Consider the following 25,253-nt stretch of genomic DNA (forward strand, 5'->3'; position numbering starts at 1 on the left):
TTCCCTCCGGCCTTGATGCTCATATCACCTGAGGCATCAAGGCCCACATTCCCCTTTGAGCTGGCCTTCAGATTTGCGTTTGCCTTGATGATGGCCTGGCTGGATGAAGCGGTAAGCTTTCTGCACTTGATGTTGATGTCCCCAAGTTCGTTGACGATCTGAATGCCGGCCGATGAGAGGCTGATCCTCATCTTACCCTCCCTGGCGCTGATCACAAGCTCCTCTTCTCCTTCCTTGTCGTTCATCATGATCTCAAGGCCGCTTCTTGTCCTGATGTACTTCTTGTCGTTGGCTCCGTCCTGCTCGTAGTAGGGAGGGGTCCGTTTGGTGTGCACCGAGCCGATGACAAAGGGGCAGTTGGGATTGTTGAGGTAGAATCCCACCACCACCGCATCCCCGATGTCAGGCAGGCTCCAGATCCCGTAGCCCTTTGAGGCCCAGGGGCTTAAACATTGTATCCAGGGGCTGGGGGTATCATCCCCGAAGACCAAAGGTGCTATGACCTTTACCCTGCCAAGCCCGTCGGGGTCGTGGTTGTCCACCACCTTGCCCCAGGTGGCCGTTGCCTTCAGGCGGGGGTCTTTCCATTGATGCCAGATAAAGCGTGAGGTCCTGTTGGCAGGATCGTAGTATTTAGTTTTGATACGCTGAAGTTCGCGGTAGTCGATACGCATGCTATGTTCTCCTTTTTTATGATAATTTTTTAATCAAATAAAACCCTAAGGCAGGAATATTGGACTGTCAATTGCTTCTGTGGCCGACGGGAGGAAAAAACGCAGTTTTCTTTGTAGTTTCTAATTACTTATATAATAAATAAATAAAAGAATTGGATTCATATATCAAAACATATGAACTATTTTTGTATGAAAAAGCATTGCACATATATGCAAAGAGATTTCATATATACTTTTTTTGATTGCTTCTTGCAATCTTTATTCAAATTTTATTTGACCTTTAAGAATTGGTATATTTTTGACTAAGCATTCATAAAAGCCTTGATTTTTACTTCTACGAGAGTAACATAAGGATCAAAGAATCAAGTTTTATGGAGGATATCAAGATGCGAAAACGAAAGACATTGCTCCTGCTGCTGGTGTCTGTTGCGGTGCTGCTTTCATCCTGCGCCGGGGGTACTTATGTCCAAAAGTCTCCCGAAACGGTGTACGACCTTACGGTGCTGCACACCAACGATCACCACGGTCACGTCCTGAAATTCTACGACTACCCTGCTCCGGACAACGGAGGGCTTCCGGCACGGGCGACCTATGTCAAGCAGGTCCGTCAGGAGGTGCCGAACGTATTGGTTCTCGATGCCGGTGATGTGAATACCGGTATGCCCGAATCGAATTTTTTTAACGCAGAACCCGATTTTATCGGCTACAGTTACATCGGCTACGATGCAATGACCCTCGGAAACCATGAGTTCGACAATCCGAAAGAGGTTCTTGCCGCCCAGATGGAAGAGTCGAACTTTCCCTTCCTTTCGGCAAACATAAAAGATGCCAATGGTAAGCTTATCGCCACTCCCTACATCATCAAGGAGTTCGACGGCTTCAAGGTTGCCATCTTCGGCCTCACCACAAAGGAGACCGCAACCATCGGAAATCCACAGATCGTGGCCGACCTCACCTTCGAAGATGAGGTTGAAACGGCAAGGGCCCTGGTTCCCGAGCTGAAGAAAAAGGCGGATATCGTCATCGCCCTGGTCCACATGGGGATCTATGATGAGAGCAAAGAGGGTCTGGGCAGCCGCTGGCTTGCCAGGAATGTGGATGGCATCGATATGATCATCGACGGTCACAGCCACACCTTTCTTGAAAAGCCCATTGTAGAGAACGGCGCCTATATCGTTTCGGCAAAGCAGTGGGGGCTTTACGTCGGAAGAGCCGACATCAAGATCCAAAACATGAAAATCGTCGACTTCTCCTGGGAGCCGGTACCCATCAACCTGAAAACACGGGAGAAAAAGGCGGACGGCAGCTCGGTATTCCACTATGTGGACAAGGAGATCCCCGAGGATGCGCAGCTTTTGGCCATACTTACCCCCTATGCAGATAAGGTTGAAGCCGCCCTTGCCGAAGAGATCGGAACAGCGGCGGATGTCTTTCCCAACGAGATGGTCAGACAGGAAGAAACGGCCTTGGGTGACCTGGTTGCCGATTCCATGAAATGGTATGCCGAAAAGATGAACCTCGATGTCGACTTTGCCATCAATAACGGCGGAGGCATCAGGGAAACCCTTCCCACGGGAACCATAACGAAAAAGACCATCTACCAGATTCTCCCCTTCGACAACTCGGTTTATGTGATCACCATGAAGGGTAGCGATCTCAAGGGCCTCTTTGATTACATCCCCACGGTTGTCGGAGCGGGAGCATACCCCCAGGTATCCGACGGCATCAGCTTCACCATCGATCTTGGTACAGGGAAGGTGAAAGATCTCCTGATAGGCGGAAAGCCCCTCGATCCGAATGCCACCTACAAGATCGCGACCAACAGTTACATGGCAACGGGAGGAGACGGCTACGTGGTCTTCAAGAATGCTTCTCAAGGCTACGACACATCGATGTTCCAGAGAGACGCAACCATCGAATATATTCAGCAGCTCGACGGAGCGATAGTTCCTGAAATTGCCGGCCGCGTGAAGATTATCAAGTAGCGCTGCCTTTTGCGTCTTAGCAATAGAATCCCCGTCCGCCAAACGGATGGGGATTTTTTATGCATAAAAATTGATTTTAAACGCATATTATTTCACAAAGCCGCTGGCAGCACCTGTTGACAGAAACATCGATCAAAGTATATACAATGATACATGGAAACACGGGAACTTTACGAAACAGCGTCCCTTGCCCGGCTCTCCCTCGGGGAGGATGAAGCCGCCGTTCTGGCCGAAGAGGTCGGAAGGCTTCTGGAATATGTTTCCCGTATGCAAGAAGTCGACATAGAGGGACTCGAACCCACCACTCATGCTCTTTCCGAAGAGCCAATTCTCCGCAATGACGAGGTGCACGGGGAGAATCTTTCAGATTCTCTCCTGGATAATGCCCCGGAACTGGAAGACCGGTTCATCGTCATCCCCAATGTGCTGTAAGCATCGCGAACAGCGCGCCCGGTCAAGACAACAGACAAGACGATACCCAAAAATTATGAAACAGGAAAGCGGTTCAGGGTTGGACCAACCGCTGGTTAAGGAGGAATCATGAGCGATGCTGCTCTATTCGGATGGAGTTCCACCGCCGAATATTGTACTTATCTAGATGAGAACGATAAAAAGGTGGGCGCCTTTTTATCAAGAACCGGTGCCGACGAATTTCAATCCGCATTGGAGCGAAGTCGTTCAGAAGCGAGCGACCGAAGTCCCTTGAGAGGGATGCCCTTTGCGGTGAAAGACAATATTGCAGTTAAGGGTCTCCCTCTCAGTTGCGGCTCCAAGATGCTTGAAACCCTAAGCAGTCCCTATTCGGCCACTGCCGTAGAAAAGCTGCAACAAGCGGGAGCCGTGGTCGTGGGAAAAACGAACCTGGATGAATTCGGTATGGGTTCATCCTGCGACAATTCGGCCCTGGGGACGACACACAATCCCTGGGATGTCGCAAGGGTTGCAGGCGGATCGAGCGGAGGTTCGGCTGCGGCTGTCGCCGCAGGGATGGTGCCCTTCGCCCTCGGCAGCGATACCGGAGGCTCAATCAGGCAGCCTGCCGCTTTTTGCGGGACCTACGGACTCAAACCCTCCTACGGGGTTGTCAGCCGATTCGGTCTTGTCGCCTACGCCTCAAGTCTTGAAACCATCGGGATCATCTCCCTGGATGCACAGCTGCTGCGTACCGTTTTCGATATCATGCGGGGGCAGGACCCGAAGGACCAGTCCAGCCGTCCTTTTTCCCCGCAGGCCTCGGAAAAGAGGCAGGGTGAAAAGCCGCGGATCGGTGTCATTACCGATATAGAGGGGCTTGCGCCTGCTATGGAGAGCGCCTATCGGGAACGCCTGGACTTGATTCGCAAGAAGGGTTATGAAATCGTCGAAATCGAACTCCCCATGCTCGAATATGTGGTACCGGCCTACTACACCATCGCCTCGGCGGAAGCAAGTGCAAACCTCGCCCGATATGCAGGAATTCGCTATGGCCACAGAACGGACTGGGCCGACGAACATAGTGAATTAACGGAAAAAAGTCGCGACGAAGGCTTCGGCGATGAGGTAAAGCTGAGGATACTCCTGGGCACCTATGTGCTGAGATCGGGATTCAAGGACCAATACTACCTCCGGGCCCAAAAGATCAGGACCCTGCTTCGCAACGAGATCCTTTCGGCCTTCCAAAAGGTCGACCAGATTCTTTCGCCGGTATTTCCCACGGCAGCCTTCCCGCACGGCGATGCCGGTTTAGACCAGTTTCAGCAGAAATTGGCGGACAAGTTTACCGCAACGGCAAACCTTGCAGCTATCCCCGCCCTCGCCTTCCCGGCCGGGCAGTCAGAGGGCCTGCCCTTCGGACTCCAGCTCCTGGGCCCGGAGTTCAGCGAACACAAACTTATCGATACTGCATCAGAATTTACCGAACTGTGGGAGCCGAAAACGGCACCCGGCTTCAGGGAATGGAGGTAAGCCATGTACGACACCTTTATTGGACTTGAAATTCACATTCAGTTGCTGACGAAGACAAAGGTATTTTGCGGCTGCTCCAATAACTATGGCGACGAACCAAACACCAACGTCTGCCCCGTCTGTCTTGGTTATCCAGGAACCCTGCCGGTTCTTAATACCGATGCACTCTTCATGGCCTACCAGGTGGTCGGCGCCCTCAAATGCAAGCGTGCGGAAGCAGCAATCTTTGAACGAAAAAACTACTTCTATCCAGATATGCCGAAAAACTATCAGATCAGCCAGTTTGCCGATCCGGTCGGCATCAACGGCGAGGTAATCTTCCCCTTCCAGGGAGAAGAACACAGGGTCCGCATCCACGACGTCCACCTTGAGGAGGATGCGGGGAAGATGATCCATGCCGGGGATATGTCCCTCTTGGACTACAACAGGGCGGGAACACCGCTGCTTGAGATCGTCACCGAACCCGACCTTCGAAGCGGAGAGGAAACCGAAGCCTTTCTCCGCTATTTCCGCACCCTGGTACGGACCATCGGGGTTTCCCGCGGAAACATGGAAGAGGGGAACCTCAGATGCGACGCAAATATATCGATAAACACCCACGGAGCAGGCCTTGGGACCAAGGTGGAACTCAAAAACATCAACTCCAGCCGCTTCGTTCGCCTTGCCCTCGAATATGAGAAGGAACGTCAAATCGGTATTGTCGAAGCTGGAGGAAGCGTAGACCAGGAAACACGGCTCTGGAACGAAAACAAAGACATTACCGTGGTGATGCGGCGCAAGGAAGAGTCCAAGGATTACCGTTACTTCCCGGAGCCCGACCTGCCTCCCTATCGTCCCGGTGAAGATTTCTTCCGCAGAGTCGAAGAAAGCCTGCCGGAACTCCCCCTTGACCGTCAGAAACGCATGGAGGCAGCTTTTTCCCTGACAGACGAGCAAGCCTCCTACCTTTGTGAAGAAAAGGCAAGAGCAGACTACTTTGAAGCGGCAGTTGCGGCCGGGTCCGAGGCCCAGCATCTTTACTTTTGGATGTCCGGCGATCTTGCGGCCCTCGTTAACAAAAGCGGAACTCCCCTTGAGGAAAGCAGGCTTTCACCTGAGAAACTGGCGACCGTACTCAGGCTCCTTGACAACGGAGCGATACACGGTCCCATCGCCAAAAAGATGGTTGCGCTGCTCTTCGAGGAGGAACACGATCCGGAAGGGCTGATCGCTGAGCGAGGATGGAAGGCCCTCGACGACACATCGAAAATCCTTCCCATCGTAAAGAAGGCCGTAGACGCGAATCCCTCGGCAGCAGAGCAGCTCAAACAAGGAGAGACAAAGGTCCTCGGCTTTTTCATGGGCCAGGTCATGAAAGAAACCGGCGGAAGGGCGGACCCGGAAACCGCAAAGGCCTTAATTACTTCATATGTGAAGGGAGAAATAGTATGAGAGTTTTATGCAAAGATATAGCAGGCAGCAATGGACAGGAGGTTGAGGTAAAGGGCTGGATTCACCGTATTCGCGACCTCGGCGGGGTCTGTTTCATCATGCTCAGGGACCGAAGCGGTATGGTTCAATTGATTTTCGAATCAGCGCCCGATGTAACCCTGGAATCTGTAGTTTCCGTCGAAGGAACGGTGCAGGAAAACCAGAAAGCTCCCGACGGCTATGAAATACAGGTCTCGACCATGAAGGTGCTCTCCCGTGCTGCCGCCGATCTTCCGATCCAGGTAAACGGCGATCCCGACAAACTGGGCATCGAGGCGATCCTCGACAACCGGGTCATCAGCCTTCGGAATCCCAAGATCCGCTCAATCTTTCACCTTCAATCCAATATCCTTGCCTATTTCGCCGAATATCTTCGCAGCCAGGACTTTACCGAAATTAAAAGTTCCAAGCTGATCGGCAGTGGTTCGGAGGGAGGAACAGGCCTTTTCGAGGTTGAGTACTTCGACCGAAAGGTATATCTTGCCCAGAGTCCACAGCTCTACAAGCAGACCATGGTCGCCTCCGGGATGGAACGTGTCTTTGAGATCGGCGCAGCCTACCGGGCCGAAAAACACGACACGCCGCGACACCTGAACGAATACGTCAGCCTCGATGTGGAAATGGGATTCATAGAAAGCGATCAGGACCTCATGGATCTGGAAACGGGAATCCTCAAGCATATCTTCGGCCGCATTGCCGAATCCGACAGTGCGATTCTCGAACAGTGGGGAGCCAGCGTACCGAGTCAGGAGGCCCTGGACCATATCCCCAGGATCAGCCACGACGAGGCAAAGGCGATCCTCTCCGAACGACTTGGCAAGCGGGTATTCGAGCTCAATCCCGAAGGTGAACGGGAGTTGTGTGAATGGGCCCTTGAGAACCATGGCGTCGAGCTGGTTTTCGTAAACGCCTTTCCCAGAAAAAAACGCCCCTTCTACACCTACCCCGACGGCATGAAAACCATGAGCTTCGACCTTCTTTTCCGGGGACTCGAGATAACGTCGGGGAGCCGAAGGATCAACGAATACGATATGCTGGTGGAAAACATCAAGCGTTTCGGTCTTGATCCGGCAGGCCTTGCAGGCTACCTCGAGGTGTTCAAGTACGGAGCCCCTCCCCACGGGGGATTTGCCATCGGCCTTGAACGTTTCACCCAGAAGGTCCTTGGGCTCTCCAGCATCAAAGAGGCATCGCTCTTTCCCCGGGATAGGAAGCGGGTTACTCCCTAACAGGAAGCATATGAAAGCTTCGGCGAAGCTGAAACAACGGGCCCTTCGGCTAAAAAAAGAGATAGGCGCCATTGCCTATCTCGTACAAGAACCGGGGCTCTCACTTTTGCCGAAGCTGCTGATGTTTCTTACCCTTGCCTACGCCCTCAGCCCGATTGACTTGATTCCCGATTTCATTCCAGTCCTTGGTTATCTGGATGATCTTCTCATCCTTCCGGCCCTCATAGCACTTACCGTCAAAACCATTCCGAACGATGTCATGAAAGCCGCAAGGGAACGGGCGGAAAGAGAGCCGCTTCAACTTAAAAAAAGGTGGTTTTTCGCCGTCATTTTTATTGTGATATGGCTCTCTCTCGCCGGACTGATACTTAGGTCTCTATTTAAAGCGTAATACTCTCCTCGTTTTTTAACAGTGTGCCCTTGCAGGAAATCGACTTAAGAAAACGCTGGGCATCCTTTCGCGTACCGACAATGTCCCCCCAATGATAAGGGACAACCATGGAGGGTGCGATCGCTTTCGCGGCCTTGGCGGCCTCCTCCGCATCCATGGTAAAGGTACCACCCACCGGCAAAAGGGCCAAATCGATACCGTCGAGTCCACCCATCTCCTCTATAAGGTCGGTATCACCCGCGTAATAGACCTTTTTGCCTTCCATGGAAAGAATAAAGCCAAGCCACTGCTTCTCACGCGGATGAAACTCTTTTTCGAGATTGTAGGCAGGAACGGCCGTAATAGCTATGGAACCGGAAACCGTAACCGAATCTCCCGGCTTGACGGCGGTTCCATACCCAAGTTCCTCGACAACATCGGCAGATGCAACGATCTCGGTATTATCCCTTCGCAGGGCCTTGATGTCGTCGATTGAAAAATGATCGTAATGGGAATGACTTATGAGGATTACGTCGGCGTCGTGGGGTTCTCCTTCAATCTTCCACGGATCGATATAAACGGTTTTCGAGCCAAAGACTAGAAAACTTGCATGCCCAAGCCATGTAAGTGTAAGCGACATTGCACGCCTCCTTATCAGAGAACAGATAATACTATAATTATAATGATGACTTCCTGACGGAAGCAACTTTTTTTAAACGGGCAGCCCCTTATTCTTCCGCTTTCACCATTTTCCCGTCAAAAAAACTACGGTAGGCGGCATCGCTGCCCAGAATATGGTTTTGTACCCAATCCATGAGGAAATTCAGGGCATCCACCGAAATGAAAAGCTTACCTGCCTGAAATTGCTCTTGAAGATCTATTGCCTTTTGTGTGAAGAATTGATGTTCGGCCTTATGCTTATCAGTGTCGGGATAATCATATTGCTCAAAGGCCTTCTCTTCGGAGCTAAAATGATAGACGGTATATTTTACGAGTTCATCAAGAACTTTCGCGATGATCTCATTGCTCTTTCCGTTACGCATTGCATCGTGAAGGGCATTCAAATGACCAATCAGGACTTTATGCTGATCATCGAAGGTGTCAACTCCCACACTTAAACTTTGATTCCAGCTTATCAGTGCCATATCATCTCCTTTTCTTAGGAATTAGGTCAACATACCACAAAGGATACCCTTTGGCCAGTTCAAAAAAAAACGCATAGGAACTGCTGTTATAAGCCTGCCGTAGTTGGCGAGAAGCGAGCGCTTCGCTACAATATCCCTATTATGATCGACGGATATAAACAACAGTTGGGATTAATGGCTACCGAACGTGGTATTAAACTGATCAAGGATACCTTTGAGCAGGAGCTTTCCAGAGGACTCGATCTGCAGAGAGTCAGCGCCCCCAAATTCCTCGAGGTAGGAGACGGGCTTCAAGACGACCTTGCAGGAACCCAGGAACCGGTCAGTTTCCGAGTAAAACACCGCCCGGCTAACATCGAAATCGTACATAGCCTTGCAAAATGGAAAAGAATGGCCCTTTCCAGATACGGTTTTGCTCCTGATACGGGCCTGTACACCGATATGGATGCGATACGAAAGGATGAGGATGTCAGCGAAATCCACAGCATCTACGTCGACCAATGGGACTGGGAAAAACGCATCACCCCTGAATATCGAAATTTGGACTACCTGAAGGAAACGGTGCGTTCGATCTATCTTGCAATGCGAAAGACAGAGCAGATTGTCCACGAAGCATTTCCTATCATCGAACCTCGAATGCCTCATCAGATTACCTTCATCCACTCCGCCGAATTGGAAAAACGATGGCCGGAACATACCCCAAAAGAACGCGAGGAGCTGGCTGCAAAGGAGTATGGAGCCTTCTTTCTCATCGGCATCGGTGCAAAACTTGCATCGGGTAAGCCCCACGATCTGAGGGCTGCCGACTACGACGACTGGATCACCGAAAACAGCGACGGCTATCAGGGGCTGAACGGCGACATCATTGTCTTTGATCACACCAGAGGGCGGGCCATGGAACTCTCCTCCATGGGGATTCGAGTCTCCCCGGAATCGCTGAAGGCCCAGCTCAGTGAGATGGGTCAGGAAGAGCGGCTCTCCTGGAGCTTCCACCGGGGTGTTATCGACGGATCTATTCCCCTCTCCATCGGGGGAGGAATAGGACAGAGCAGGCTCTGTATGTTGCGGCTTCATAAGATGCACATCGGAGAGGTTCAGGCAAGTATCTGGCCGGACTCAATGATCGAAGAATACGCAAAAATCGGGGTCTCCTTTCTATAGAAAGAAGCCCCCCGCCCTTTTATTCTCCGGGAAGGACCCCTTTCTTGAGTATGATGCATGCATACAACGCCTGATCACCGGTGGAAACCACCGCGTATGCGGATTTGGCCCGTTCGTAGAAGGCAAAGCGCTCAATATACTCAAAATCGGTAAAGCCTGTATGGTGACGTTTTACGATACTTCGGAACTCATCCCACCGTTTCGGCTTTGTCGAATCGCCGGGAACCACCTCAAGGAGCCCCGCCGGTTTTTCTACAAAGGTATCAAGAGGAAAAAGCTGGAGGATCGCGTCAAGCACCTCGGGCACATTGTGCCCGTCGCAGCGCACAAGCCGTTTTGCGCATGATGCATGGGGGAAGTTCCCGTCTCCGATGACAAGATCGTCTCCATGTCCCATCTCCATCAAAATTTTCAAAAGATCCGGGGGAAGGATCTTGGGAATACCTTTCAGCATACTAACCTCCTCGTGCTTCCTGCCCTATTCGTGGCGATACAGCTCCCAGCCGAGATAACGCCCCGTCGCTTCCTCAATAATATCGGCGACAAGCCCCCGGCTCATGGCAATATGATGCTCAAAGCCATTCCGCGTGATGTGGCGAAGCAGGTTGTTCAAATTTTTGACCTTACAGACCGCAATTCCCCCGTCCATGCCGTAGGGATCGTCGGTAAAGGCCCCCTCACCCAGATAGGATTTTATCACACCTCTGCGATCATCGGTGGAAATTCGAAAGAAGGTAAAATATCCGGGTGCAACCTTTCCCTTAATCGCACCAAAACAGCGGTCGGGCCCGATGGTATTGCCCAAAATGTCGAGGTTGGAGATCTCCAGCTCGCTTCCCATGAAACTCTTCGGGTAGTTCGAGCAGTGGGTACAGACGCAGGTATCGGCGCCGTAATCGAAATTGTTATTCCAGTCGAGGAATCCCGGGGGATTCCCGGATGCAAGAAGAAGGGTATACATAGAGACAGCACCGGCAACATCCATCTCACAGGCAGAGGGCCTTTGCTTCTCTCCCATCATACTCATGGTCAGGCAGGAAGCACAGCCGTAATTGTACTCCAGGGAGTCCCAACACTGTATGGCACTGGCATCCAATTCGTTTTCCTCCATGAAACGATTCACGGCAACGGAGAAACGGGACTGAAGCAGAATATGCTCCTCGGAAATGCTCTTTGGAATCCTGCCATAGGCCCCTATGGCCTCACGCATCGATTTCACTGCGGGATCGGAGGTCCCGAGGGAACGGGCTGAAGCAAGGATCTCGGAGAGATCTATCGGCACCACCGTTATACCGGATGCCTGCAGCAGCTTCTCCGAAAAGCGGACCGTTTGGAACCCGGCAGGTCGTGCTCCAATGGCTCCGATACGGGCCCTTCGCAAGCCACGAACCGTCCGACAAACGGCGGCAAAGCGGTGAAGGTCGGCAAGAAATTCATCGCTTCGAAGATCGCAGGTATGGTGGGTCGTGTCGGTAAAATCGATACCGTACTGGTAGAGATTATTGCATACCGATATTTTTCCGCAGAAGGAATCTCTGCGCTGAAGGATACCGACCTTATCGTTTTCATCATTTGCGGCCTGGACCAACACGGGAACCTTAAGATCCGCCATGGTCAGGGTATTCACAACCCCCAACTCGTCACCGAAATTGGGTAGTATGACGATGACTCCGTCGATATCACCCCGGTGTCCGTCGAAGAGTTCCGCGCAGAGTTTTGCATCCCGATATGTCTCGATACAGCCGCTGGTGGTCTGCCCTTCATCGGGGATGACATAGTCGTAGCCGGTTTTATCCAGGATCTCCAGAAGCGCCCTGCGGTCGGTCAGGGCAAGCTCGGCATTGAAGATATTCCGTGTAGCGGGAATGATACCGAATGTAAGTTTTTTCTCCATGATTTTCATGCGATCTCCGCCTCCTCACGTTTTTTTGTTTCGCCGCCGGTCAGCGAGACCGACGAACGCGCCTTCATCTGCTGCTGCATCTGATCGAAGATAACAGCCGCAACAATAACGACTCCCTTGATAACATTCTGCCAGAACTCGGAAACCCCCATCATCACCAAACCATCGCCCAGGACCCCCATGACAAAGGCACCGATAATGGTTCCGCCGATGGTCCCGATGCCACCCGAAAGGCTGGTCCCGCCGAGAACGGCAGCCGCGATTGCAGACATCTCATAGGTTTCACCGGTTGCAGGATGGGCGGCAACAAGCTGCGATGCGATGATAAGTCCCACGATGGCGGAACAGAAGCCGGAAAAGGCGTAGACAATCGTGGTTATTCGCTTCACCTTTACCCCGGACAACCTGGCAGCCCTGGCGTTGCCCCCGATGGCGTAAATGTGCCTGCCCAGAGGCGTCTTTTTGGCCACATAAATACCAATGGCAAGGATGATGATCAGAATCCAGATTGAAACGGGAATACCGATGATCTTTCCGGCACCGAGGAAGGGAAATCCGGTGTTCCCAAGCCGTGGCTGTCCCTGAAGATTGGGGAAGGTGGCACCACCTGAGCGAATATTAGCAAAGCCCCTGGCTATATACATCATGCCGAGGGTCCCGATAAATGGGGCCACATTGAAGCGTGTTATCACAAGACCGTTGACAAGCCCGATCAAGGTACCGAGGACCAGGGTCAGAATGATAATGACCCATACATGATAGTAGATCGTCATGCGAAACATCGGAAGATTTAGGCCCTCATGGATCAAACCTCCCGCAATCATGCCGCAAAGGCCGACAATGGAACCGACGGAGAGGTCGATCCCTCCGGTGATGATGACAAAAGTCATGCCGATGCCGAGGATTGCCGTAATCGCCACATGCTTCGTGACGGTAAGGAGGTTTATCGGCGAAAGGAAATTGATCCCCCGATTCGACAACAGCAACGTAAAGGCAACGGTAAGAATGAACAAAGCGATAAAGGTACGCGCCTGCATCAGAATCATACCGATCGAGATATTCTGTTTATTGTTTTTCATGGTACTCCTCTTCGTTTAGTTCCGGCCTTCCCGCACAGCGGTGGTGATGTGCCCCACGGCCGAAGCCTCGACAAGGGCCTCTTCACTTGCCTCTTCCCGGGGGAAGATGCCGGTCACCGCCCCCTTCGACATAACGAGAATGCGATCGGAAATCGCACGTAACTCTCTAATTTCGCTGGTGACAAAAATGATGCCGAGTCCCTGCCTGGCAAGCCTGTTCATGATGGAAAAAACTTCCCCCTTGGCGGCCACATCTATTCCCCGTGTAGGTTCGTCCATCAGAAGGATCTGGGGTTGGGTCAGGAGGCTTTTCCCTATTACGACCTTTTGCTGATTTCCTCCGGAAAGACTGCTTACCAAAACCGCTGAACCGGCGGTCTTCAGGGACATCTCACGAATAAGGCGATCAACCTCTCCCTGCTCATCCTTTTTCCGAAGATGGATTCCCTTTATAGCGAGGCGAAAGAGACTGGCGAGAGTCATATTATCCGCCACCGACATGGTCGGAACCAAACCTTCCCGCTGCCGGTCCTCAGGGATAAGTGCAAAACCATCCCGGATTCTTCCGGCGATGGTGGTGCTTAGGATCTTCTCCCCTTTGAGATACACCTCGCCGGTAGCCTCAGGATGCTCCCCGATGAGCGTCTCAAGCAGTTCCGACCGGCCCGCACCCATCAAACCGTAGATACCGAGAATTTCACCGGCATGAAGCGCAAAGGAAACATCGCGGACGCTGTAGCCCTCTCCCTCCCGGGGGAGATAGATGTGTTTACACTCAAGAATCGTATCACCAAGAGCATGGGCCTCTCCGGTAAAAATCTCATCCGACTCTCCGCCCACCATCTGCTTAACAATCCACTGAAGATCGATGGAGGCTATCGTACTTTCCGTAACAAGGCGCCCATCCCGCAGAACGGTAATATAGTCACCGATCTGCAAAAGTTCTTCCAGCCTATGCGATATATAGACGATGGTAACCCCGTGGGCCCTCAGTTCATCGATCATCTCGAACAGTATATCGACCTCACTTGTAGAGAGGGCCGAGGTCGGCTCATCCATGATAAGAATCTCTGCATTCTGGGCAAGAGCCTTGGCAATCTCCACAATCTGCTGCTGGCCGATCCTCAAAGAACTCACCAAGACCCGGGGATCGATATCCTGTTTCAGCTTTTTCATGAGTAAAGCGGTAAACTCCTCCTGAGAGCCGTAATCCACTCGTCCGCCCTTTTTGATCTTTTCCCTTGCAATGAAAATATTGTCGCTGACGTTGAGATTGGGGAAGAGATTCATCTCCTGATATATAATGGAAATTCCCCTGGCCGCGGCATCGTTCGGAGAGAAGAAACGGCATTTTTCGCTCTTTAGGAAGATATCGCCGGAACTTGGCTGTTCAACTCCTGCGAGAATCTTCATCAAGGTTGATTTTCCCGCACCGTTTTCTCCCACAAGGACATTCACCTTTCCACGATATACGGTAAAATCAACATTACTCAGGGCAATCGTTCCAGGGTATTTCTTGTAGATTCCTTTTGCCTGAAGGATAATCTCGTCTTCTTGCTGTTTCGCCATTCCTATTCCTCCGGCTTTAGTTCCACGGGAGTGATAAGGATGCTCTTGCCTTCCACCCACTGGAAGGCGCCGAGAAAGGCGACTACTTTTCCCTGAAGCGCCTCACGATCAAGATCATTCAGTACCACGGCCTTTATCTTGTTATTCAGTTCGCGGGAGACATTGGCAAATTCCAGCTGATTGGTAAAATCATCAAAATTAATAAAATCCATCGAGTCCCGAACGGCTGTTCCCTTTATAACAGGGCCTATCTGAATTTCGACCGGTTTACCATCGGGACCGGTAAGGTCGAGAGAGATGGTGGATGCAGCCGACTCGGTGTTGACCGATACAACCTTTGCCGCACCGCTTACCATAAAATTAAAGGGTGCGGTAATCTCGATTCGATATCCATATTTCTCGATGGCCGTATCAGGTTTTTCCTTCAGCATGCCGAAAAGGGTGTCGGCTTCCACTGCCTTCTCCCTGATTCGGGGCAAAACACGCTCATTCCACATCGAATCGACATAGACTGCTGCATCGAATTCCCCGGTGTCGAAATAGATTGAAATCCCGCCATCCTCGTTCTCCTGCTCATCATCGTGTCGTACAATGGTACAGCCGCTGCCGAAGGTCAAAAAAACGACAAGCATAAGACCGAAGACCGGTGGGGCTGAATCTCTTATCATCATGTGCACAATGCGCTCCTCTTGGTGATATCAAACCGGGTCGGGGCCTCCCCGACCCGGAAGATGGTGTCGAACTTTTCGATTATGCTACTGCTCCAGTACGAAATTGTCCAATTTTTCCGCATTGCTGCTGTCGATGAGCACGCAGTCGGTAAGCTGTTTTTCGGGGGCCCCTGTTGAACCTGTCTTGATGTATTTGTCTGCCTGCTGAACGGCAAGGCGGGCATTATATGCACAGGTTTGGAGAACGGTAGCCTTGATGTCACCCGCAAGAATAGAATCACGTACATCGTTTGAGCCATCGAAGCCGACAACGATAACATCACCCATACCTGCAGCCTTTAGAGCAGCCATAGCTCCCATTGCCATGGTATCATTACCGCAGATAACACCTTTGATATCGGGATTGGCCTGCAGGATCGATTCCATCTTTTCATAGGCTTCGGTTTGGCTCCAGTTCGCACTTTGCCTGGCAACCATCTCAAGGGCCGGATATTGGTCGAGGATCTCATGATACCCCTTTGACCGAATACCCGCATTGGTGTCCGATTCTTTACCCACCAGTTCCACAAACTTTCCTTTCTCACCCATCAACTCGACGAATTTTTCGGCCCCGATAACCGCACCCTGATAGTTGTTCGATACGATCTGACTGACGGCAAGGCCTGTTTCATTGATCTCACGGTCGATAAGAAAGCTGGGGATCCCCGCCTCTTTTGCCCGTCGTACGGGACCGATCGTTGCGTCGGCGCCTGCATTATCCACGATGATGGCCAGTGCACCGGCGGCAATGGCGGTGTCGAACTGCTGATCCTGCAGGTTCGCATCGTCATCATGGGAAAGCACCGTTGTTGCGTATCCCATTTTCGTTGCCTCGTCGTCGGCGGCCACAGCTTCGGTTTTGAAAAAGGGGTTGTCATGGGAAGGAGTAATAATAAAGATGGTATTACCCTTTTTTTCCGATTTTGCCTCCTGATCTCCGGACGCCCACAATCCAACGGTCATAAACGTTAGCAAAAGAAAAATAATCGCAGTTTTTTTCACCTTTTTATCCTCCTGGTGATCTTGTTTTGGATAACACTTACGTTTTAACACGACATAACTCAGCTGTCAAACATTAATTTTCTATTTTTTTCTTTATTTTCTTGTTTTTATTTTGTTTTACTTTGTTTTATACATATTTTTTCTTTGACTACTTTCGTATACTATGCTATCCTTCACCTATATGGAGGCCATATGAAAAATAAATACCGGCTGTCTCACTCCGAAATAGCCATAAAAGCACGTAGTATCAGAAAAAAAATCATCGAAATGAACGCTCACGCGGGGGCGGGACATACAGGTACGGATCTTTCCGAGGTCGATATCCTGGCGACTCTCTACTTTCATATCCTGAATGTCGACAGCGAAAGGCCTGATGACCCTGATAGGGATCGTTTTATCCTCAGCAAGGGACATGGAGCCGGAGGCTATTATTGCACCCTCGCCGAAGCAGGATTCATCGAAGAAGAACTGCTGCAAACCTATTTGCAGGCGGATTCGAAATTACCGGGACATCCCGTCAGGCAGAAAACAGCCGGAGTGGAATTGAATACGGGAGCTCTCGGCCACGGTCTCCCGGTAGCCTTTGGCCTTGCTCTCGCGGCCAAAAAGCAAAACAAGAGTTGGAAAAGCTACGTCTTGCTCGGAGATGGGGAACTGGGCGAGGGCTCGAACTGGGAGGCTGCCATGGCGGCAAGTCATTACAAGCTGGACAATCTCACGGCGATTATCGACCGCAACACCCTGCAGCTTGCCGACCGTACCGAGAAAATTATGGGGCTTGAGCCTCTGGCCGATAAGTGGAAGGCCTTTGGTTTCGAGGTACATCATGCTGATGGAAATGATCCCCAGTCATTACTGGAATGTTTTGCCAGTCTCGAGGTGGGAAATAATAGGCCGAAACTCATTATTGCCCGAACCACAAAGGGGAAAGGGATATCGTTTATTGAAGATAAGGCAGCCTGGCACCACAGGATTCCAGTGGGCAACGAAGTGTTTGCCGCAATCAAGGAGTTGGAATAAAATGAAAGCGGGATTACGAGAAACAATGGTCGAAGTAATGACCGAAGAGGCCGAAAAGGGTAAAAACCTTGTGGTCATGGTGAGCGACTCGACTTCAACATCAAAAATACAACCCTTTCAGGAAAAATTTCCGGAGAAGTTGGTGAATGTCGGTATTGCGGAACAAAATCTGATCGGTGCGGCGGCTGGGATGGCTCTGGGAGGAATGATTCCGATAACAGCGAATGCCGCCCCTTTTCTGATCGGCCGATCAAACGAGCAGGTCAAGAATGATATCTGCTACTCAAATACCAACGTAAAGCTTGTCGGACTCAATCCAGGCTTCGCCTATGGCCCCCTCGGTCCGACCCACCACTGCATCGACGACATATCGATCATGAGAGGCTTTGGAAATATTACGATCTTTGCCCCCCAGGATCCGAGAGAGGTCCGTGCCCTCTTTCACTACCTTCTTTCCCATGAGGGACCAGCCTATATTCGTCTCGATTCCCTCAGCTGCGAAAACCTGCCGGGCACATCGGAAATCTTCAAACCCGGGGCCCTAACCTTCCATAGAGGAGGAAGGGGGGACGATTCCGACCTTGCAATCATCTGTCTCGGTACCGCCTCTCATGCAGGCCTTGCCGCGGCCGAACGCCTCGCAGCCGAGGGCATTAATGCGGCAGTTGTCGGAATATCCTCCATTCGTCCCATAGACAGGGGGGCCCTTTCAGCGGTGATGGCAAGCTGCGGCAGGGTCCTTACCGTGGAAGAACACTCCGCTCATGGGGGAATAGGGAGCCTTGCGGCGGAAGTGATTGCGGAAAACGGGCTGTCGGCCATACTCAGGCGGCTTGCGGTACCGGAAGGCCAGTTTGCTCCCGCAAGTCCCGTTCCGGCGATTCGAAAAGGCTATCAGCTCGACAGCGAGGGAATCGTGGCTGCAACACATGCATTTCTCCGGGAAACAAGGAAGGACGATTGATGAAGGAAGCTGCACTCCTCTCCATCGACCAGGGAACCAGCGGCTCCAAAGCTATTCTATTCGGCCTAAGCGGGAAGCTGGTGGCCAAGGTAACCGTGGCCACTAGGCAGAGGTATCCACAGGCAGGGTTTGTTGAGCAAGATCCCGAGGAACTCTATCGATCGGTTATACAAGCGGTGGAAACTGCGGTAAAACAGTACGAAGGGGAAGGCGGAGACAGAAGGACCATTCGCTGCTGCGGGATCTCAAACCAGAGAGAGACCTTTCTTCTCTGGGATCCTGAAGGAAAGCCTCTTCGCCCTGCCGTGGTCTGGCAGTGTAAAAGGTCGGTTGCCGTCTGTTCCAGGCTTGAGGAGGAAGGATACGGCGACGATCTTACCCGGCGGACAGGGCTTATCATCGATCCCTATTTTTCGGGAACAAAGCTGACGGCCATACTGGAGCAGGAGAACGATATTGCCGAACAGGTACACGCCGGCAAGGCCTTCTTCGGGACGGTGGATAGCTGGTTGCTTTTCAGACTTACCGGGGGAGCGTATGCAAGCGACTTTACCAACGCCTCCAGAACCCTCTTCATGAACCTCGACTCCCTAAGCTGGGATGAAGAGATGATTGCGCTTCTTTCCGCAGAGGGCCTAAGGCTTCCTGAACTCGGCCCTTCTTCACGAATATTCGGTACAAGTGATTTCGAAGGGATTTTCCCTTCTCCCATTCCCATCAGCGCGATGATAGGCGATTCCCATGCCGCAGCCTTCGGTGAACGCTGCTTCTCTTCGGGCAACGCCAAGGCTACCCTGGGAACGGGGTCCTCGATCCTCATGAATACCGGTTCACAGCGTCCGGTTTCGAAAAACGGCATGGTTGCAACCATATGCTGGAGTGCAGGTGACAGGGTCGACTACGCCCTTGAAGGTATTATCGTCTCCTGCGGGTCGACCATAACCTGGATGCGCGATCAACTCGGACTTTTCGACGAGAGCCGCGATTCCGATATCCTGGCCGAAAGCGTAGCAAGCAGCGAGGGCGTATGCCTCATCCCGGCCTTCTCAGGCCTGGGGGCCCCCTATTGGAAGATGGATCAGAAAGGGATGATCACCGGCCTTACCTTCGCAAGCAGCAAGGCCCATGTCGTTCGAGCGGGACTCGAATCGATTGCCTTCCAGATCAAGGATGTGATAACGGCAATGGAAGCCGACAGCGGCATAACGCTTCGAAGCCTCAAGGCAGACGGGGGACTGACAGTCAGCAACTTCACCCTCTCGCTGATAGCCTCACTATTGCAAGTGCCGGTAACAGCCATCGACGTAAAAGAGGCATCCGCCCTTGGAGCGGGCTTGCTCGCAGCTCTCGGTGCAGGAATTTTTTCGAGTATTGATGAAATCGCGGCAATACCCTACAATTCTGTCGACCACAAGCCGAAAGCCAGCCCTTCAGCCCTTGAGGCCTATGCTTTGTGGAAACAGACAATAAGGACATTATAGCCGAGATGCTCGCCGAACAACGCCGACAGAAGATCATTGAACTTATCCGGGAAAACGGGAGTGCACGGGTAAGCTACCTTAGCGAAACCTTTGGGGTCACGGAACCGACTATTCGCCAGGATCTTATGAAACTGGAGAGCGACGGGGAAATTGTCAGGGACCACGGCGGTGCTTTCTTAAAGGACTTTTCAAAGGGCGTAAAAGAGCTATCCCTCCACCATATGGAAAATCTCGACAAAAAGATTCCGATAGGGAAAAAGGCCGCCGAATTCATTCACGACGGAGACACCATCATTCTTGACTCAGGCTCCACGGTAACCGAGGCGGCAAAGAATATCGCAGGGAGAAAGAATCTGAAGGTCATTACCAACAGCTTGAATATTACCCTCCTGCTTGGCGCCGAACCGAGCCATGAAGTACATCTTACAGGAGGGGAATTCAAGGCACCGACCCTTTCCCTCACAGGAGAAAAGGCGGCGGAGTTTATTGCAAACACCTTCGTCGACAAGCTGTTTCTTGCAACGGCGGGAATATCCTTGAAAGCTGGTCTGATGTATCCCGGATTCAGCGATCTCCCTGTAAAACGGGCCATGATAGACGCCGCAGAAACTGTCTATCTCCTCGCCGATTCAACCAAGATAGGAAAGACTGCCTTTGCCCTTTTGGGAGGGCTGGAGTGTATCGACTATCTGATTACCGACCCGGGAATCTCAAAAGCCGACATCGAGCAACTTCAGGATTTGGGCATCGAAGTGATTATTGCCGAGTAAAAAAGAGAGGATCTCAGAATAAAAGTATTATTCGGGAAAGCGCTCATCCATCTCGGCGACAAATTTAGCGAAACTTCCCCTTGAGAAATGCTTTATCTCATTTTCAAAGGTGAGATAGGTTTCAACGAACCCCTCGCCGTACTCGGTAAGGACCGCCCCCTCCCGGGCTTCGCCCCCCTTGCGTCGGCTTAAAACCTGTCTACCCAGGGCCTCTTCCAGTCTGCGCATCATCATATGGGCCTTGGCGTAGGAAAGGTTCATCTCTTTAGCCGCCTTCCGGATGGAACCGTGGCGCCGGATCCCCTCTAAAAGCCAGAGGACCCCGGCGCCCATAAACTTTTCACCCTCTTCATCCACAAAGTAGATCTTGAGTTTCAAATCCATGGCGTACTACAGCACCTCACCGGCCGCTTTCAGTATCGTCTGGTAGAGTTCTTCAAGGTTTTCGATCTCCACACTGGAATAGGCGATCCTGAGATACTTCTCCTGAATCGATATGGTCCCGACTCCATACTTCTCCAAAAGGTGAAGCCGGAGTTTTTCACTATTGCCTTTATAGACAAACGTCATGAAATAACCACTGTTAAAGGGAAGGGGCTGAAGCGGCGCATCGGAGGGAAAACGGCCGACAACATCACGGACCTTGCGGTATCTGGCCTCAAGAATGGAAAAAGCCTCCTGCTTTTGATCGAGATATCCCGGCTCTTTCATGCCCCGAAGCAAGAGGCTCTGAGCAATCTTACTTGAATTACTGATGGATGATCGAATGGCACCCATGGTTTTCTTTTCCAAAGCCTCATACTGATCACCACTCATTCCATGACCGGCGTAGGTGATGAAACCGATCCGAAAACCCCAGGCGAACTCCTCCTTGGTTGCACCGTCCACTTTCACGGCAAAAATATTCTCGTGAAGATCGGCAAGTCGTGCAAAAAGCGACTCGGTACAGGTTCCCTTTTCATAGAAGAGACCGAAATAGGCATCATCGGTAATACACAGGACCTTCTTTCCCTCATCGGCAAGGCTCTTGAGAACGGCCACGATCTGGTCGGCCTCACGTTCGGAGGGACTGTAACCGGTGGGGTTATTCGGAAAATTGAGGATGAGGGCCACCTTATCCCCCTCGACCGATTCGAGGGTATCTTTAAGGGCGGAAACATGGAGCCCGCCTTCATCATTGAAAAAGGGAAAAGAGAGAATTTTCGCCTTGTTCCTGCCCTCGAATATCAGACGATAATTGCCCCAGAACATATCGGGCACAACGATGCTGTCCCCTTCGTCGAGAAAAAGGTCAGAAACAACGGAAATTCCGTGGGTTAGGCCGCTGGTAACAAGGGGAAGACTCGTGTTCTTTCCTTTGAGAGAAGGATTCTTCCGGTCCATTTCGCTTCTCCAAAGCTTACGAAGCTCGGGGACACCGGGGGTCGGAGCATAGGGAAATATCTCCTGTTCCTCGATTCCCGGAACAAGATCCTTGATTCCCTTCAGGTACATCGGTACGGGCCCTTTTGTGGCCATTCCTACCGTTGCGTTAAAGCGATGGGCTTTCTGCTTCGCCTCTGCGGATTGAGCAACGATCCCCTTTGGAAAGTAAAACCGTTTTCCAAAATCGGACAAGAGCCGATACGCAGTACTTCCTTCCAAACGCTCGTTCAGTTCATGTGCAATTGTATTCATCGGACCTATACCTCTTTCACTTCCAGTTTTCGCTGGCCTTAGTGTAGCATTTTCCCGGGGGCCGCGCAATTTCTTTCCTCCCAGCTTCCCACAAAAAAGGGACGCCGGTCATCCGGCGTCCCTGCCCCTACTATGTCTTCAAAGAAAAACATACTGAAAATCAGGCCCGTATGTGTGTCCCCGTTTTCCCTTCAATGGCATCCAGTGCCTTATCCAAACTGGTAATAATCGCTTCTTTTCCGCTCCACGAGGCGAACCGGATCGCCGCCTCAACCTTCGGCCCCATGCTTCCAGCAAGGAAATGCCCCTCTGTCATGTAAGCCTTTGCCTCGTTCACCGTAATTTCACCAAGCTCCTGCTGGTTCGGTTTATTGAAATTGATGCATACCTTCTCAACATCGGTAAGAATCATGAGAATATCGGCGGATACTACCTGGGCAAGGCAAAAACCGGCACGGTCTTTATCAATAACAGCATCCACCCCGGAATAGCTACCATCATCCTCTTTCTTAACGGGAATTCCACCGCCGCCGGAAGCTATCACAAGTGCACCATGTCGTACGAGGTCCTGGATAATTTCCTTTTCAAGGATTGATATGGGTTCAGGAGAGGGCACGACCCTACGCCATCCCTTGTGAACGCCGGGCTTAACCTCTTTTATCCTGTATCCTTTTTCGCGCTCCAGCCGTACCGCCTCATCTGCGTTATAAAAAGGGCCTACCGGCTTTGAAGGATTTTGAAAATCGGGATCATCCGCGCTTACTTCAACTTGCGTCACTAAAGAACAGACGGAAGCCGTAAGGTCTGCTTTTTGCAGGTGGAAGGCTATTCTGTTCTGCATCATCCATCCGATCTGTCCCTGCGTCATGGCACCGCAAACGGCAAGACTCTGAGGAGGAACACTCGCCTTGGCCTCTTCCTGCTGTATCAGAAGTGCGCCTGCCTGGGGGCCGTTTCCGTGGGTAATAACCGGTTTATATCCCGACTCCACAATTTTGGCGATCTGTTCGGCAGTCTTATCCACATTGAGAAACTGTTCTTCCGTCGTGCCCGTCTCATGGGCTTGTTTGATGGCGTTTCCGCCGAGAGCAATAACGATTACTTCACCAGCCATTGGAACTCTCCTCATCCGCTGCAAAATGCATGGGAAATTTGGCTCCATTCAAAGCAGAAAAAGAGGGCTACGTCAAGTACCGCAACAGCTTGCAACATATTTTTTTTCGAAAATCGTACAAAATGGACCGTTTACCCCATGCAAAGAGTCATAACAGCATCGGACCAGATCTCAACGGCACTCAGTAAGTCGGCCTCGGTGATATATTCATCAGCCTTATGGGCCGTCAATTCCGAGCCGGGAAAGAGGGGACCGAACCCGACGCAGTTACTCATGGCACGAGCGTATGTTCCACCGGACATGATAACGGGGCGGGCCGAAATATCTCCGGATATGGATCGATAGGAGGCAAGGAGCTTCCCGACAAGGGGGAGCCCTTCGGGAAAGGAGATGGGAGGCAGATGTCGGAGCGGAAGAACATGCCCGCCCCATTTCTCAAGACTGCTACGGATCATCCCGGTCACGAAATCAGGAGAGGCGCTTATGGGATAACGAAGCTGGACCACAATCGAAAAGCGGCCTGACTGCAGGCAGGCAAGCCCGGGATTACAGGAAACCTTACCGGATTCATCGGAAAGCTCACCAAGGCCGAGGCCCTCCCCGTGAAACTGCTCCAACAGAGAAGCGGTGCCAAAGGCGGCGATGCGGTCAAAGGGAGAAGCAAGAGGTATCCTCACAGCACAGCGATCAAGAAACGAGAGAGCGGCGACAAGCGCATTCACCCCCAACCAGGGCGTGGTCGAGGGGGCTGCCACACCCGAAAAACGGAGTTCGACCCTGCAGGGTTTAAGCTCATTTGGAATGGCAAAATCAACCATAGGTTCCTGCTCCACCAAACCGCGAAAATCATCAAGCAGGCGGCAAGGAACGGAAAGGAGCATACGGCAGAAGGCGGGGACCGACCTTACCGAAGCATCGGGACCGTTTTCAAGCTCCAGGAGCACAATGGAGTCTTCATCTTCCGCAGAATGTGAGGAAGAAAGCTCCCAGACAAACTCACAATCAAGGATGCCTTTCTCGCCGCGGACAACGGGAAAGGGAGCATCGGGGGTAAAGGAGAGATGAGGATCGGGACGACGGCGACGGTATTCGGCAATTCCCTGCATACCGCTTTCCTCGTTTGTGCCGAGAATGATACGGATCGGTTGAAAGGGGAGAAATCCCTCTTCACGGAGGGCAGCAAGGGCATACAAGATCCCCAGGGCCGGACCTTTGTCGTCGAAGACCCCTCGTCCGAACAATTTCCCCTCGTTACGGCTCAAGCGAAACGGGGGGACGCTCCATGTACCGTAGGCCGGGACCACATCTACGTGGACTATCACCCCGATTCCGGCGTTTCCAGTCTCAAAAGGATCCCAGAGGACCTCTCCGGCAAATCCATCAAAATTTGATGTATGAAAACCGAAGCTACGGGCCCGGGAAAGGTACCACGAAAGAGCAGCGGCAGGCCCAGGTCCGAAGGGGGCCCCAGGTAAAGGCTCCCCCTCGATGCTCTCTATTGAAATAAATTCGTCAAGATCAGAAAGAAATTGATCCCATGATGTTTCGAGGAATCCCTTAATCGACAAGTGCTACCATCTCGATTTCAACCAATCCCCCGAGGGGAAGTTTGGCTACCTCGACGCAGCTTCTCGCAGGATAGGGTTCGGAAAGATAGGAGGCATATACCCCATTCATTGCGGCAAAATCGTCCATGCTGTTGAGAAAGACCATCACCTTCACTACCCGATCAAGTCCGCTCCCCGCAGCTTTAAGCACAGAGATAAGGTTTTCAAAGGATTGGCGTGTTTGCGCCTCAATACCCTCTGCAAGCTCACCACGATCCTTGTCGAATCCGAGCTGCCCCGAAGTAAACACCAGGTTTCCCGCCCGTACGGCATGACTGTAGGGACCGACGGCGGCCGGTGCGCCTGGAGCATTAATTGCTTTATGCATGAAGAACCTCCCGAAACATATGCTTTTACCGATGATAGCCCGAATCAAAAT

Annotated in this window: 25 protein-coding genes; 11 read left to right on the plus strand and 14 right to left on the minus strand. The window is 51.8% G+C overall.

The window, feature by feature from the left end; translation table 11 throughout:
* Positions 1-674: phage baseplate assembly protein V (locus F459_RS0106695; RefSeq protein WP_020611968.1), on the minus strand; the 674-nt coding region annotated here is incomplete at its 3' end.
* A 386-nt stretch (positions 675-1,060) separates the two neighbouring features.
* Here F459_RS0106695 and F459_RS0106700 point away from each other — a divergent pair.
* The 6 genes from F459_RS0106700 to F459_RS24515 all read left to right on the plus strand — a co-directional run bounded on the left by F459_RS0106700 (position 1,061) and on the right by F459_RS24515 (position 7,693).
* Positions 1,061-2,659, plus strand: coding sequence for a 5'-nucleotidase C-terminal domain-containing protein (locus F459_RS0106700; RefSeq protein WP_026294931.1), 1,599 nt, complete (start codon positions 1,061-1,063; stop codon positions 2,657-2,659).
* 153 nt (positions 2,660-2,812) lie between these two features.
* Positions 2,813-3,091, plus strand: coding sequence for an Asp-tRNA(Asn)/Glu-tRNA(Gln) amidotransferase subunit GatC (gene gatC, locus F459_RS0106705; RefSeq protein WP_020611970.1), 279 nt, complete (start codon positions 2,813-2,815; stop codon positions 3,089-3,091).
* 108 nt (positions 3,092-3,199) lie between these two features.
* Positions 3,200-4,603, plus strand: coding sequence for an Asp-tRNA(Asn)/Glu-tRNA(Gln) amidotransferase subunit GatA (gene gatA, locus F459_RS0106710; protein ID WP_020611971.1), 1,404 nt, complete (start codon positions 3,200-3,202; stop codon positions 4,601-4,603).
* Between the two features lie 3 nt (positions 4,604-4,606).
* Complete coding sequence (gene gatB / locus F459_RS0106715) at positions 4,607-6,034, plus strand: Asp-tRNA(Asn)/Glu-tRNA(Gln) amidotransferase subunit GatB (protein WP_020611972.1); 1,428 nt, start codon at positions 4,607-4,609, stop codon at positions 6,032-6,034.
* On the plus strand, positions 6,031-7,302 hold the full coding sequence (gene aspS, locus F459_RS0106720) for an aspartate--tRNA(Asn) ligase (RefSeq protein WP_020611973.1): 1,272 nt from the start codon (positions 6,031-6,033) through the stop codon (positions 7,300-7,302). Before gatB ends, aspS begins: the two co-directional genes overlap by 4 nt.
* 10 nt (positions 7,303-7,312) lie before the next feature.
* Positions 7,313-7,693 (plus strand): YkvA family protein, encoded by a 381-nt coding sequence (locus F459_RS24515; RefSeq protein ID WP_020611974.1) that lies wholly within the window; start codon positions 7,313-7,315, stop codon positions 7,691-7,693.
* Here the strand turns inward: F459_RS24515 and F459_RS0106730 are convergent.
* Together F459_RS0106730 and F459_RS0106735 are read right to left on the minus strand one after the other, a co-directional pair.
* Complete coding sequence (locus tag F459_RS0106730; protein WP_020611975.1) at positions 7,683-8,312, minus strand: MBL fold metallo-hydrolase; 630 nt, start codon at positions 8,310-8,312, stop codon at positions 7,683-7,685. The genes F459_RS24515 and F459_RS0106730 overlap by 11 nt on opposite strands.
* An 88-nt stretch (positions 8,313-8,400) precedes the next feature.
* A complete protein-coding gene (locus F459_RS0106735; RefSeq protein WP_020611976.1) occupies positions 8,401-8,817 on the minus strand; it encodes a bacteriohemerythrin in 417 nt (138 codons plus the stop codon).
* A gap of 141 nt (positions 8,818-8,958) precedes the next feature.
* Between F459_RS0106735 and asnA the strand changes: the two genes are divergently transcribed.
* Entirely contained in the window at positions 8,959-9,978 is a 1,020-nt protein-coding gene (asnA, locus tag F459_RS0106740; protein WP_026294932.1) for an aspartate--ammonia ligase, read from the plus strand.
* 19 nt (positions 9,979-9,997) lie between these two features.
* On the opposite strand, the gene F459_RS0106745 is transcribed toward asnA, so the two are convergent.
* From F459_RS0106745 to F459_RS0106770, 6 genes are all read right to left on the minus strand, one after another.
* Positions 9,998-10,432 carry an RbsD/FucU family protein gene (locus F459_RS0106745; RefSeq protein WP_020611978.1) on the minus strand — a complete coding sequence of 145 codons (435 nt, stop codon included), beginning with the start codon at positions 10,430-10,432 and terminating at the stop codon, positions 9,998-10,000.
* A gap of 24 nt (positions 10,433-10,456) precedes the next feature.
* Positions 10,457-11,881, minus strand: a complete 1,425-nt coding sequence (locus F459_RS0106750) for an L-fucose/L-arabinose isomerase family protein (RefSeq protein ID WP_020611979.1) — start codon at positions 11,879-11,881, stop codon at positions 10,457-10,459.
* Positions 11,878-12,960 (minus strand): ABC transporter permease, encoded by a 1,083-nt coding sequence (locus F459_RS0106755; RefSeq protein ID WP_020611980.1) that lies wholly within the window; start codon positions 12,958-12,960, stop codon positions 11,878-11,880. Before F459_RS0106755 ends, F459_RS0106750 begins: the two co-directional genes overlap by 4 nt.
* Before the next feature lie 15 nt (positions 12,961-12,975).
* Complete coding sequence (locus tag F459_RS0106760; protein ID WP_020611981.1) at positions 12,976-14,529, minus strand: sugar ABC transporter ATP-binding protein; 1,554 nt, start codon at positions 14,527-14,529, stop codon at positions 12,976-12,978.
* 2 nt (positions 14,530-14,531) lie between these two features.
* Positions 14,532-15,200 carry a DUF2291 family protein gene (locus F459_RS0106765; RefSeq protein WP_020611982.1) on the minus strand — a complete coding sequence of 223 codons (669 nt, stop codon included), beginning with the start codon at positions 15,198-15,200 and terminating at the stop codon, positions 14,532-14,534.
* Between the two features lie 84 nt (positions 15,201-15,284).
* Complete coding sequence (locus tag F459_RS0106770) at positions 15,285-16,241, minus strand: D-ribose ABC transporter substrate-binding protein (RefSeq protein WP_020611983.1); 957 nt, start codon at positions 16,239-16,241, stop codon at positions 15,285-15,287.
* A gap of 192 nt (positions 16,242-16,433) precedes the next feature.
* Here F459_RS0106770 and F459_RS0106775 point away from each other — a divergent pair, with 192 nt between their 5' ends.
* The 4 genes from F459_RS0106775 to F459_RS0106790 are packed head-to-tail and all read left to right on the plus strand — an operon-like array spanning position 16,434 to position 20,476.
* On the plus strand, positions 16,434-17,261 hold the full coding sequence (locus F459_RS0106775) for a transketolase (RefSeq protein ID WP_020611984.1): 828 nt from the start codon (positions 16,434-16,436) through the stop codon (positions 17,259-17,261).
* Between the two features lies 1 nt (position 17,262).
* The gene (locus tag F459_RS0106780) at positions 17,263-18,225 is read left to right on the plus strand and encodes a transketolase family protein (RefSeq protein WP_020611985.1); all 963 of its coding nucleotides are present in this window, start codon (positions 17,263-17,265) and stop codon (positions 18,223-18,225) included.
* Positions 18,225-19,706 (plus strand): FGGY family carbohydrate kinase, encoded by a 1,482-nt coding sequence (locus F459_RS0106785; protein WP_020611986.1) that lies wholly within the window; start codon positions 18,225-18,227, stop codon positions 19,704-19,706. Before F459_RS0106780 ends, F459_RS0106785 begins: the two co-directional genes overlap by 1 nt.
* Positions 19,679-20,476, plus strand: a complete 798-nt coding sequence (locus F459_RS0106790) for a DeoR/GlpR family DNA-binding transcription regulator (protein ID WP_245540105.1) — start codon at positions 19,679-19,681, stop codon at positions 20,474-20,476. Before F459_RS0106785 ends, F459_RS0106790 begins: the two co-directional genes overlap by 28 nt.
* A 27-nt stretch (positions 20,477-20,503) precedes the next feature.
* Here F459_RS0106790 and F459_RS0106795 read toward each other — a convergent pair whose 3' ends face one another.
* The 5 genes from F459_RS0106795 to F459_RS0106815 all read right to left on the minus strand — a co-directional run bounded on the left by F459_RS0106795 (position 20,504) and on the right by F459_RS0106815 (position 25,202).
* Positions 20,504-20,860 carry a winged helix-turn-helix domain-containing protein gene (locus F459_RS0106795; RefSeq protein ID WP_020611988.1) on the minus strand — a complete coding sequence of 119 codons (357 nt, stop codon included), beginning with the start codon at positions 20,858-20,860 and terminating at the stop codon, positions 20,504-20,506.
* A 6-nt stretch (positions 20,861-20,866) separates the two neighbouring features.
* Entirely contained in the window at positions 20,867-22,153 is a 1,287-nt protein-coding gene (locus F459_RS0106800) for an aminotransferase class I/II-fold pyridoxal phosphate-dependent enzyme (protein WP_020611989.1), read from the minus strand.
* 160 nt (positions 22,154-22,313) lie between these two features.
* A complete protein-coding gene (arcC, locus tag F459_RS0106805) occupies positions 22,314-23,267 on the minus strand; it encodes a carbamate kinase (RefSeq protein WP_020611990.1) in 954 nt (317 codons plus the stop codon).
* Positions 23,268-23,398: 131 nt separating this feature from the next.
* Positions 23,399-24,835 carry a Sapep family Mn(2+)-dependent dipeptidase gene (locus F459_RS0106810; RefSeq protein WP_020611991.1) on the minus strand — a complete coding sequence of 479 codons (1,437 nt, stop codon included), beginning with the start codon at positions 24,833-24,835 and terminating at the stop codon, positions 23,399-23,401.
* Positions 24,825-25,202, minus strand: coding sequence for a RidA family protein (locus tag F459_RS0106815; protein WP_020611992.1), 378 nt, complete (start codon positions 25,200-25,202; stop codon positions 24,825-24,827). Before F459_RS0106815 ends, F459_RS0106810 begins: the two co-directional genes overlap by 11 nt.
* Positions 25,203-25,253: the final 51 nt, after the last annotated feature.

This window comes from Sediminispirochaeta bajacaliforniensis DSM 16054, assembly GCF_000378205.1.
Taxonomy (GTDB): domain Bacteria; phylum Spirochaetota; class Spirochaetia; order DSM-16054; family Sediminispirochaetaceae; genus Sediminispirochaeta; species Sediminispirochaeta bajacaliforniensis.